11 protein-coding genes are annotated in these 9,949 nt (G+C 73.1%); 8 read left to right on the forward strand and 3 right to left on the reverse strand.

Annotation, left to right across the window (positions count from 1 at the left end; all coding sequences use genetic code 11):
- The first annotated feature begins 248 nt into the window (after positions 1-248).
- Positions 249-425 (forward strand): antitoxin, encoded by a 177-nt coding sequence (locus ACFU7Z_RS28005; RefSeq protein ID WP_049656309.1) that lies wholly within the window; start codon positions 249-251, stop codon positions 423-425.
- A 54-nt stretch (positions 426-479) separates the two neighbouring features.
- Here ACFU7Z_RS28005 and ACFU7Z_RS28010 read toward each other — a convergent pair whose 3' ends face one another.
- Positions 480-656 carry a hypothetical protein gene (locus ACFU7Z_RS28010; RefSeq protein WP_380780432.1) on the reverse strand — a complete coding sequence of 59 codons (177 nt, stop codon included), beginning with the start codon at positions 654-656 and terminating at the stop codon, positions 480-482.
- A gap of 75 nt (positions 657-731) precedes the next feature.
- Between ACFU7Z_RS28010 and ACFU7Z_RS28015 the strand changes: the two genes are divergently transcribed.
- Both ACFU7Z_RS28015 and ACFU7Z_RS28020 read left to right on the forward strand, forming a co-directional pair.
- Positions 732-1,322, forward strand: coding sequence for a TetR/AcrR family transcriptional regulator (locus ACFU7Z_RS28015; RefSeq protein ID WP_380780434.1), 591 nt, complete (start codon positions 732-734; stop codon positions 1,320-1,322).
- Positions 1,319-2,803 carry an MFS transporter gene (locus ACFU7Z_RS28020; protein ID WP_380780436.1) on the forward strand — a complete coding sequence of 495 codons (1,485 nt, stop codon included), beginning with the start codon at positions 1,319-1,321 and terminating at the stop codon, positions 2,801-2,803. The genes ACFU7Z_RS28015 and ACFU7Z_RS28020 overlap by 4 nt, the downstream gene beginning before the upstream one ends.
- A 32-nt stretch (positions 2,804-2,835) precedes the next feature.
- Here ACFU7Z_RS28020 and ACFU7Z_RS28025 read toward each other — a convergent pair whose 3' ends face one another.
- Together ACFU7Z_RS28025 and ACFU7Z_RS28030 are read right to left on the reverse strand one after the other, a co-directional pair.
- Positions 2,836-3,363 carry a DinB family protein gene (locus ACFU7Z_RS28025; RefSeq protein ID WP_380780438.1) on the reverse strand — a complete coding sequence of 176 codons (528 nt, stop codon included), beginning with the start codon at positions 3,361-3,363 and terminating at the stop codon, positions 2,836-2,838.
- Positions 3,314-4,744, reverse strand: coding sequence for an MATE family efflux transporter (locus ACFU7Z_RS28030; protein WP_380780440.1), 1,431 nt, complete (start codon positions 4,742-4,744; stop codon positions 3,314-3,316). Before ACFU7Z_RS28030 ends, ACFU7Z_RS28025 begins: the two co-directional genes overlap by 50 nt.
- Before the next feature lie 183 nt (positions 4,745-4,927).
- Here ACFU7Z_RS28030 and ACFU7Z_RS28035 point away from each other — a divergent pair, with 183 nt between their 5' ends.
- The 5 genes from ACFU7Z_RS28035 to ACFU7Z_RS28055 all read left to right on the forward strand — a co-directional run.
- Positions 4,928-5,482, forward strand: coding sequence for a PadR family transcriptional regulator (locus tag ACFU7Z_RS28035; RefSeq protein WP_049652481.1), 555 nt, complete (start codon positions 4,928-4,930; stop codon positions 5,480-5,482).
- Positions 5,483-5,846: 364 nt separating this feature from the next.
- The gene (locus tag ACFU7Z_RS28040) at positions 5,847-6,719 is read left to right on the forward strand and encodes a class I SAM-dependent methyltransferase (RefSeq protein WP_380780442.1); all 873 of its coding nucleotides are present in this window, start codon (positions 5,847-5,849) and stop codon (positions 6,717-6,719) included.
- Between the two features lie 808 nt (positions 6,720-7,527).
- Positions 7,528-8,484 carry a PhzF family phenazine biosynthesis protein gene (locus ACFU7Z_RS28045; RefSeq protein WP_380780445.1) on the forward strand — a complete coding sequence of 319 codons (957 nt, stop codon included), beginning with the start codon at positions 7,528-7,530 and terminating at the stop codon, positions 8,482-8,484.
- A 271-nt stretch (positions 8,485-8,755) separates the two neighbouring features.
- Entirely contained in the window at positions 8,756-9,643 is an 888-nt protein-coding gene (locus ACFU7Z_RS28050) for an oxaloacetate decarboxylase (protein ID WP_049652485.1), read from the forward strand.
- On the forward strand, positions 9,640-9,949 hold a 310-nt coding region (locus ACFU7Z_RS28055; protein WP_380780447.1), incomplete at its 3' end, for a hypothetical protein. The genes ACFU7Z_RS28050 and ACFU7Z_RS28055, both read left to right, overlap by 4 nt.

A 9,949-nucleotide genomic window follows, 5' to 3' on the forward strand; every position in this document is an offset into this window, starting at 1 on the left:
GGTCCTGAGGAGGTGGTGCGGTCGTACGGGGTGGAACGGGCGAGCGAGGAGGTGGAACGGTCGAGCGGCGAGGTGGAGCGACGGGTGCGCAGCATCAGGGCGACTCCTTCCGACGGGCCGTGAGGGTCATGATTGGACATGATCGGAATCCCGTTGCCAAGCCTTTACGCACACCTTGCGGGATGCGGACCGCAGCGCACGCGGCGATATTGGAGGGGTGGGGGCGTCTCATCCAGGAGTGTGACCAGATGTCCATGATGGATAAGCTCAAGAGCCTGCTGAAGGGCCACGAGGACCAGGCCGACAAGGCCGTCGACAAGGCGGGCGACGCCGTCGACCAGCGCACCGAGGGCAAGTACAGCGGGCAGGTCGACGCCGCCCAGGAGCAGCTCAAGAACCAGTTCCGCGACCAGCCGCCCCAGTAGCGGCGGCTCCGCGGGGCGCCGGCCCGGCTGACCCCGGCCGGGCCGGGGTCGGTCTCAGTCGCCTGACCCGTCGCCCTGCCCGTCGTCCTGCACGTCCGCACCGTCCGTGCCGTCCGCGCCGCAGTTCTCGCAGGGGCCCGGGCCGGTCCGCTCGCGCAGTCGTCCGCACTCCGGGCACACCCGGTCCAGCCAGCAGGCCGGCTCGCCGCCTTCGTCCACGTGATCGGTCACGCGATCGATTCTGCCCGGGCATCGGTGCGGCCGCGAGTAGACACTGTCTACGCCCGGCTGGTAGACAGTGTCCTCATGACCGAACAGGAGCAGGACCTGCGGGCCCGACTGGTGGCCGCCGGCGTCGAGTTGGTGGCCGAGGGCGGCGTCCAGGCGCTCGGCCTGCGCGAGATCGCCCGCCGCGCCGGGGTCTCGCACGGCGCGCCCCGCCGCTACTTCCCCACCCACCGCGAACTGCTCGCCGCCATCGCCCAGCAGGGCTTCGGCAGGCTCACCGACACCCTCGCGGGCGCCGACGCCCTCACCGCCGCCACCGGCGCCGACGCGCGCACCCGCCTCGACGCGCTCGCCCGCGCCTACCTCGGCTTCGCGGCCGCCAACCCCGGCATGTTCGAGCTGATGTTCCGTCACGACCTGCTGGAGGGCAGCGGCATCGAACTTCGCCGCACCACCCTGCCGCTGTTCCTCACCTTCGTCGGCCTGGTCACCGAGGTGCACCCGCAGTCCGACGATCCGGCCGCCGCCACCGCCGCCCTCTGGTCCAACCTGCACGGCCTCGCCCAACTGCGCACCTGGGGCAGCCTGCGCCTCATCACCGGCGACGACTCCGTCGAGCCACTGCTGCGCGCCACGCTGGACGCCCACCTCGGCCCCTCCCCTCGATGAACCCGCCACGGCACCACCGGGGGCTCGTCCTGGCCGCGAGCATCACCGGCGCCGTCCTGGTCGCCGTCGACGGCACCGCGCTGACTGTCGCCCGGCCGGCCCTCCAGCACGACCTGCACGCCTCCGTCGCCGCCGTCCAGTGGGCCAGCGCCGGCTACCTGGTCACCGTCGCCGCCCTGCTGGTCTTCGCCGGCCGCCTCGGCGACCGGTACGGGCACCGGCGGGTCTTCGCGCTCGGCGTGACCGGCTTCGCCGCCGCCTCGCTCGGGATCGCCGTCGCACCCGGCATCGGCTGGGTCGTCGCGCTGCGCGTCCTGCAGGGCGCGGCCGGCGCGCTGCTGCAACCGGCCACCCTGGGCATGCTGCGGGCCGCCTGGCCCGCCGACCGCCTGGCCGGCCCGATCGCGATCCGCACCGCCGCCATCGGGCTCGCGGCGGCGGCCGGACCGCTGGTCGGCGGCGCACTGACCGCGCACCTCGGCTGGCGGTCGGTCTTCCTGCTGGGCCTGCTGCCCGCCGCGGCCGCCCTCCTGGCGGCCCTCGCGGTACCGGCCGGAGCCGGATCGCCCGACACCCGCTCCCCGGCCGCCGGGCGCGGCAACCGGCACGGCAGCGAGCACGACGGCCGGCACGACAGCGGGCTCGACCTGCCCGGCGCGGCCCTGCTCGCACTCGCGCTGGCCCTCCTGGTGCAGAGCCTGGTGACGCTGCCGGACACCGGCCGACCGGCCGTTCCACTGCTCGGCCTCACCGCGGCCGGAGTCCTCGCCCTCGTCCTGGTACGCCACGAACGCCGGACCGCCGACCCCCTGCTGCCGCCCGCGCTGCTCCGCTCCACGGCCGTCGCGCCGCCCCTCGTCGTCCTGCTCGCCGCCTCCGCCGCGCTCCAGGGAACGCTCTTCCCGGCCACCTACTACCTCCAGGACGTGCTCGGGCTCGACCCCCTGCGGAGCGCCCTGCGGGCGGTGCCGCTCGCGGTGACGATGATCCTCGCGGCGCCCGGTTCCGCCTGGCTGGCGAAACGTCACGGCGAGCGGGCGGTGGTGCTGCCGGGAATGGCCCTGATCACCACGGGGGCGCTGCTCACGGCGCTTCTCGGCACCGGCTCCGGGACGCTCGCGATCGCCGGCTGCTTCGCACTGCTCGGCACCGGCTTCGGTGCGGTGATGGCCACCGCCACCACGATGGTGGTCCGGGGCGCGGCCGCCGCCCGGGCCGGGGTCGCGGGCGGCCTGCAGCAGACCGTGCTGAACATCGGCCCGGCGCTGGGCATCGCCCTGGCCACCGCCGCCGCCGGCCGTACGGACCCCGGCGCTGCGCTCGCGCCGTCCGCGCTGACCATGGCGGCGGTGGCCGGCGCGGGGACGCTGCTCGCCGCGCGGCTGACCGGACGGGCGGCCGGACCGACGGCCGGTGGGGCTGCCGACCGGGCCGCCGGTCCGGCGTCGGGCGCGCGGCCGGAGTCCGCCGGTCGGCGCTGAGCAACGCCCGTGCCGTCAGACCCCGGTTTGGTTCACACCCCGGTGGCTCCGTCGACGGACTCCCGGAGCAGGTCGGCGTGGCCGTTGTGGCGGGCGTACTCCTCGATCAGGTGCACCAGGATCCAGCGCAGCGAGACGCTGTCCGCGCCGATCACCGCGGCGATCTGCGGGGAGAGCGGGCCGGCCGCCTCCAGCGGCTTGTCCGCGGTCAGCTCCCGGCCCCGGTCGACCTCCGTCTGCCAGTCCCGCAGCGCCTCGGCCATCCCGCGCTCCGGGTCCAGCCCGTAGCCGTCGGCGTTGTCCGCGCCGTACACCGGCGGGACGTCCTGCCCGGCGAACACCCGCTGGTACCAGGTGCGCTCGACCTCGGCGAGGTGCTGAACCAGGCCCAGCAGGGTCATCGTGGACGGTGGGACGGACGCCAGCCGCACCTGGTGGTCGTCGAGGCCGTCGGCCTTCCGGGCGAGCGTGGCCCGCTGGAAGTCCAACCAGTTCTCCAGCGTGGTGCGTTCATCGGTGTGCGGGGGCGGGATCGGCCGCCCGTCCGGGGTGTGTGCCATGGCCCCCACCCTGGCACACACCACCGACAGTCCCGCGCGGACTCCGCGACCGTGTCAGTGTGGCGAGCAGCGCGAGCTGCACGGCCGCGCCCACCGCAGGCCCGAGCCACACCCCCGACACCCCCAGCGGCCCGGACAGGGCCGCCGAGGCGGCGAGTTGGGTCCCGAGACCGAGCAGGACGGAGACCACCAGCGGGCGCCCGGCGCCCGCCGCCTGGTGCACTCCGCCGACCGCCACCACCAGCGCGTACGGCAGCAGGTAGAGAGCCGCCGAGCGCAGGAAGCCGACGGACTGCGCGGCCACCGCCCGGTCCTCGGTGAAGAGCGCGGTCAGCGGCACGGCGAGCGTGACGGCGAGCAGCGCCGCCACCCCACCGAGCAGCGCGGCGAGGCGTCCGGTGGCGCGGCGCAGGGTGTGCAGCGCGGCGACCTCTCCCGCGCCGGTCAGCCGTGCCGCCTCGATCGCGGCGGCCTGGCGCAGCGCGTAGAAGGCCATGGTGGCGACGAGCAGGACGCGGTAGCCGAGGCCGTAGCCGGCCACCGCCGCGACGCCGAAGCCCGCGACCAGGCCGAGTTGGGCGGTTCCGACGGCCATCCGGGCGGTGAAGTCCAGACCGAACGGTGCGCCCGCGCGCAGGATCCGTACCGCCGCCGCGCCCGCTCCCCCGGTGCCGCCAGGGCCCTGCGGCTGCGGTTCCTCGCGTCTCACCGGCTGCGGATCCGCGTGTGGCCCCGGCTGCCGCAGTCGCCGCCCTCGCCGCACTCGCAGGGTGACGGCGAGGGCGACCGCCCGGGAGAGGACCAGGGCCAGGGCGGCGCCCGGCACGCCGAGGGCGGGCAGCGGCCCCGGGCCGAGGATCAGCAGGGGGTCGAGGAGGAGCAGCAGCGCGTTGGAGAGCAGGGCGATCCGCATCGGGGTGCGGGTGTCGCCCGCGCCCTTGAACAGCTCGTCGGCGACGCGCTGGCCGACGAAGAGCGCGAAGGCCGGGAACGCGACGGCGAGGTAACCGGCGGCCTGTTCGGCAGCTTCGCCGTCCAGGAAGGCGCCTGCCAGCCGGTCGCGCAGCAGGAAGCCGGGGACGGCGAGCGCCGCGCTGACCGCGGCACAGAGCCGCCAGGCCGCGCGGGTGGTCCGGGCGGCTTCGGCGTGATCGCCGGCACCGAGGGCGTGGGAGAGCCTGACGCTGGTACCGGAGGCGACCACCAGGACCAGGCCGAGCAGCAGGTTCTCGACGGTGCCGGCCAGGGTGACGGCCGCGACCGCGGCCCCGCCGAGACCGGCCACCCAGAGGGCCCCGATCACCGAGGCGATCACCCCGGACAGCAGCTCCGCGTAGACGGGTACCGCCAATGCCGTGAGTCGGCGCAACTGGCCGCGCATGCCCTTCTCCCTTCCCCTGTGGTGCTCGTACGTGACCGGGCGGACCCCGGCCCGCCTCGGCTCTCCTCGATCGGCTGCAGCCCTCTCGACCTGCCTCGAATAGAGATACATCGTTTCGAGGCACATCGACAAGAGGTAACATGACGACTCCACAGGGCGCACTCCGACCGAAGGGCTCCAGCCGTGTTGACGCTCGCGATCCTCGGTTTCCTGTACGACCAGCCGCTTCACGGCTACGAGCTCAAGTCCCGGATCACCGGACTGACCGGTCATGTCCGACCGGTCAGCGACGGCGCGCTCTACCCCGCCATCGCCCGGCTGGAGAAGGCCGGACTGCTGCACCGCCGCACCGAACCGGGCAGCGGCGCCGCACCGCGGCAGACGCTGGAGCTGACGGCGCGGGGGCGGGCCGAACTGCTGCGCCGCCTGGCCGACCCGGAGCAGGCCGAGATCACCGACCAGATCCGCTTCTTCACCGTCACCACGTTCCTGCACCATCTCGCCGACCCGACCCGGCAGGCCGCCGTGCTCCGCCGCCGACTGGCCTTCCTGGACGCCCCGAGCAGCTTCTTCTACGACGGGACGGGGCAGCCGGTGACCGCCGAGCGCGAACCGAACCCCTTCCGGCGCGGGATGCTGCTCGTCGCCCGGGCCTCCACGGCGGCCGAGCGGGCCTGGCTGTCCGAGACCGTCGCGGAGCTGGAACGGCCGGGCGGGGCGGAGCTCTCGGAAGGCTAGGTCCTCTCTTTCGGATCACGTCGGATCAGCGTGCGGCGTCGGAGTGCGTGCATCGCAAGGCGGAGGAGGGAGTCCATGCGGAGCATCGGCGACCGACGACAACGCGGCGAGGTGCGTGCTCCGGCGTCGTGCGCCCGGCATGATCCGAAAGAGAGGACCCAGGCCGACCAGGCGATTCGGGAGCGAAACGAAGGCGTGAACCCCTGCCGAACGGCAGAGCGAAGAGCCGGATTTAGGCCGTTCCGCATCTGGCTCTCCCCCGCCCCGGCGTCGCTATGATGATCCGCCTCACGTCCTCGGCGTCCCCCTCCGCGGGCGTGACCCGCCACCGCGCCCCGCCGTCCCCCTGGAGGCCGCCGTGCCCATGTCCGAGACCGCGGTCGAGGCCGCAGTCCACTCCGCGCCGCTGAAGCGGGACGACATTCCCGGCTGGTTCTTCAGCCTCGACCGGGCCGCCTTCAGCCACCTGCTGTCCGCCCAGACCGCGGCCGGCGTCACCGGCGACATCCTGGAGCTCGGCAGCTACCTCGGCCGCAGCGCCGTCCTGCTCGGCGACCACCTGCAGCCGGGTGAGCGGCTGACGGTCTGCGACTTGTTCGACTCCGAGGCGGGCGACGCCGACAACGCCGCCGAGATGAACATGTCCTACCGCAAGACCCTCACCCGCAGCGCCTTCGAGGCCAACTACCTCGCCTTCCACGGCGAGCTGCCCGAGATAGTGCAGGCCCCGACCTCGGTGCTGGCCGACGGCCGCGTCCGGGCGGACAGCTGCCGCTTCGTCCACGTCGACGCCTCCCACCTCTACGAGCACGTCGCCGGGGACATCGCGGTGGCCCGGGCCGCGCTCGGCGAGAACGGCGTGGTCGCCCTGGACGACTACCGCTCCGAGCACACCCCGGGCGTCTCCGCCGCGGTCTGGGAGGCGGTCTTCACCGGCGGACTGCGGCCGGTCCTGCTCACCCCGATGAAGTTCTACGGCACCTGGGGCGACGCGGCGGCCGCTCAGGCCGTCCTGCGGAAGCGCGACTGGCCGACCGAGGGGTACACCGTCGACGAGGACACCATCGCCGGCGCCCGGGTGATGCGCCTCAACTACCAGGTCAAGGGCCCGATCCAGCGCTCCACCTCACGGCGGCTCGCCCTGGAGCTCCTGCCCCCGGTCGCGACCAAGGCCACCCGCCGGATGCTCCGGACACTGCGCGAACGCCGCGCCGCGCCCCCGCTCCCGCGCGCCTGACCCCTCACGCGCCGGGGCCCGCACCTCACCGGCCAGGCCCCGGCGGCCGGCTTCGCCCCGTACACGGCCCTGTTCCCCCGAAGCCACGGCGAAGCGAGAGACAGTGCTCTGCGGTCAGAGCGGCACTCGGCCCGGGACAGCCAGGCGGGCACCGGGGAACTTGGCCGACCTGGAGGACGGCGAAGTCGATGTGGGCCTGTCCGACGGCTTCGGGGCACACCTCGCGCTTGGCGTGCTCGGCCGGCGCCCGGTAGATGCTCGCGACGGAGGGGTTCCGCCCCTTCCGCTTGCCGGCGGGGACGATCAGGCCGGGCTGGATCTGTTCGACGGACCGCCGCCCGCGCGGCGCCGCAGGACGGTGTGCACCGTTCGCCGGTGATGACGGGCGGTCGACCGCTCTCCTTGCCCTTGCGGGCCACGGTGTGCCCTTCGAGGGTGGACGCGCGGAGTGGGCGGTGCGGACGTCCGCGCTCGGCAGGTCCGGGTCGGTCAGCGCACTTCGGACAGGCTTGCCGACAGGGGTCCGGCACCCCGTGATCGACCTTGCTCTCGCACCGGACCGTTCGCGAGAAGGCACCCCTGGTGGACACTTAGTCCAGGCTGGATATAACGTCCAACTCATGAAGAGCCCTGACGCAGCACGGATCCGCGCGTGCAGACCTGGGCGCCCCGGACTCCGCACTTGCCTCGGACGTCCTCCACAAACCGACCCCGCCGGCCCGATGATCACCATGCTCAGCGTCAGCCCCGGCAGCCACGGACAACAGCCCGGCCGACGACAGCAGAGCCACTCGAAAAGAGAACCGCGATGACGACCCACTCCGCCGGCACCCCTGCGCTCCCCACACTCGCGAGCGACAACTCGACCTTCTCCGGCGATGACGGGTGCATGAAATTCGAACTGGTCGAAGTGTTCGGGAATGAGCCGCTGACCGGAGGGCCACTCGGAGTGGTCACGTGCGCTGCCGCATGTGACGATGCGCTGATGCAACGCCTGGCGGCCCGCCTGGCCATGCCGGAAACGGTCTTCCTGCGCCGGGGCGACGGAGGAGAGGTGGAGGTGCGGATCTTCACTCCCTACGTCGAGCTGGACTTCGCAGGTCATCCCCTCGTGGGAGCAGCCGCAGTGGCGGTGCGGCAGGGCCTGGCCCAGCCCGGCCGGGTGGCGCTGCGCACTCGGGGCGGAATCGTTCACGCGCAGGTGGGGCCGACAGGGGAAAGTGCCGTACTGGAGGAACGGGCCTGCCAGGTGGGTCCGCCCGTCGTTCCGGATCTCGTATGCGAAGCGGTTGGGCTCGCTCCGGACGCGGCAGTAGGGCCCGTGAGATTGGCATCGGCCGGGCTCGGGTTCGCCTGCCTCCCGGTGAGCGCCGCCGATCTGGAGTCGGCCGAGGCCCTGCCGCACAGGGTTGCGGCGCTCGCCGAGAGGGTGCCCGGACTGGCCGGCGTCTTCGGGGTGGCAGTGTTCGTTCCGCAACTGCCCGAAGTCCGCGCTCGGGTCTTCGTTCCCGAGCCGGTTTGCGCGGAAGACCCCGCCACAGGCTCGGCCGCACTGGCAATGGCCGGATGGCTGGCGCACACGGGGCCGATCGACAAGCCCCTGGTGTTCGACATCGTCCAGGGCACCACCGAACTCGGCTTCTCCAGATTGCGGGTGGAAGTCCGCAGGAATGCCGATGGGGGCATATTCGCAAGCGTCGGCGGCGGGGTACGCACCTTGCTGAAAGGGCAGCTCATGACGGGCAAAATGGTCGACCGGGCCTGAGAACCGCTCGCCCGGCGATTCACGTGACGGCAGTCGACTCCGACAGCCCTGCCTCCGGGGCGCCGACCCCGACCACCTTGCTGAAGCGTCACAGCATTTAGCCGATATGCATATCAGCATCTTCCATATCTTCGACATTTCTTCACTCTCGCGAGTGAATCTCACTTAAAGATTTGCCCACGGAACCTTAAAGAGCGCATAGTGATGACACCTCAGTTCGGTCTAGTAAGCACCAAGTTCAGGCAAAGTCATCCCCAGTGAGGAGAAGACCTTGTTCCACGGAAACACGGCAACGGACAGCCCCGGGCAGCGGCTGCGCGCGGAGATCGCGGGCCCGGGGGCGACGCCGCTGATCGGCGTCTACGACATGTACTCGGCCTCCATCGCGGCCGAGCACTACGACGGCATGTTCGTCTCCGGCTTCGGCTTCGCGGCCTCCTACTACGGGCTGCCGGACATCGGTTTCATCGCCTGGCCCGACATGGTGGGCTTCGTCGAACGGCTGCGCGGGGCCTTTCCCCGGCACCACCTGCTGGTCGACATCGACGACGGCTACGTCGATCCGGAGGTGGCCTGCCACGTCGTGCGCAAGCTCGAACGGATCGGCGCGTCGGGCGTGATCCTGGAGGACCAGAAGCGGCCGCGCCGCTGCGGGCACGCGGACGGCAAGCTGGTGCTCCCGCTGGAGGAGTACCTGGAGAAGCTGGAGCTCGTCCTCGCCAACCGGACGGACTTGGTGGTGGTCGCGCGCACCGACGCCACCGAGGAGGCCGACATCCTGCGCCGGGCCCGGGCGCTCGCCGCCACCGACGCCGACGTGGTGCTCGTGGACGGCGTGCGCAGCGAGGAGTGGATCCGCCGGATCCGCCGGGTGGTCGGCGACAAGCCGCTGCTGTTCAACCAGATCGCGGGCGGCAAGTCGCCCCGGCTGTCGCTCTCGGAGCTGTCGGCCCTGGGGGTGGACGTGGCCATCTACAGCACCCCGTGCCTGTTCGCCGCGCACCGGGCGATGGACGAGGCGCTGTCCGAGCTGAAGAGCGCCGACGGACGGCTGCCCACCCCGTCCGGGGGGCGTGAGCAGGTCGGCGTGCGGGAGTCCACCGAGCTGCTGGAGCGGAACATCGCGCGCCCCAGGGGGCTGATGGCGGTGACGGCATGAGGGCCGGGCAGCTCAGGCCGGCCCGGCCCTCGCCCGCCCTGCCCTCGGCGACCGCCGCCCTGCGGGCCACCGCGCTGGGGCTGGCCGGGGCCTGCGCCCTGCTCGCGGGGGCCGCGGCGCCCGCGGCCGCCGGCGGCGGGCTGATCACGGTCGTGGACAACTCGAACGCCGACTCCTGGCTGGAGATCGACCGGACGGCCAACCTCCAGAACGGCAGCGGCTCCGCGGGCAGCGACCACGACGGCGCCGGCTCGCTGGTGGGCGGCCTGCTCGGCCCGGGATCCTCCTCCGGGCCCGCCCTCCGCC

Source organism: Kitasatospora sp. NPDC057518, from assembly GCF_042802075.1.
GTDB lineage: Bacteria > Actinomycetota > Actinomycetes > Streptomycetales > Streptomycetaceae > Kitasatospora.

Bases quoted from the DNA above. Each gene is read 5' to 3' on its own strand.
- ACFU7Z_RS28005 (WP_049656309.1), top strand. From the start codon at position 249: ATGTCCATGATGGATAAGCTCAAGAGCCTGCTGAAGGGCCACGAGGAC.
- ACFU7Z_RS28015 (WP_380780434.1), top strand. From the start codon at position 732: ATGACCGAACAGGAGCAGGACCTGCGGGCCCGACTGGTGGCCGCCGGC.
- ACFU7Z_RS28020 (WP_380780436.1), top strand. From the start codon at position 1,319: ATGAACCCGCCACGGCACCACCGGGGGCTCGTCCTGGCCGCGAGCATC.
- ACFU7Z_RS28025 (WP_380780438.1), bottom strand. From the start codon at position 3,363: ATGGCACACACCCCGGACGGGCGGCCGATCCCGCCCCCGCACACCGAT.
- ACFU7Z_RS28030 (WP_380780440.1), bottom strand. From the start codon at position 4,744: ATGCGCGGCCAGTTGCGCCGACTCACGGCATTGGCGGTACCCGTCTAC.
- ACFU7Z_RS28040 (WP_380780442.1), top strand. From the start codon at position 5,847: ATGTCCGAGACCGCGGTCGAGGCCGCAGTCCACTCCGCGCCGCTGAAG.
- ACFU7Z_RS28045 (WP_380780445.1), top strand. From the start codon at position 7,528: ATGACGACCCACTCCGCCGGCACCCCTGCGCTCCCCACACTCGCGAGC.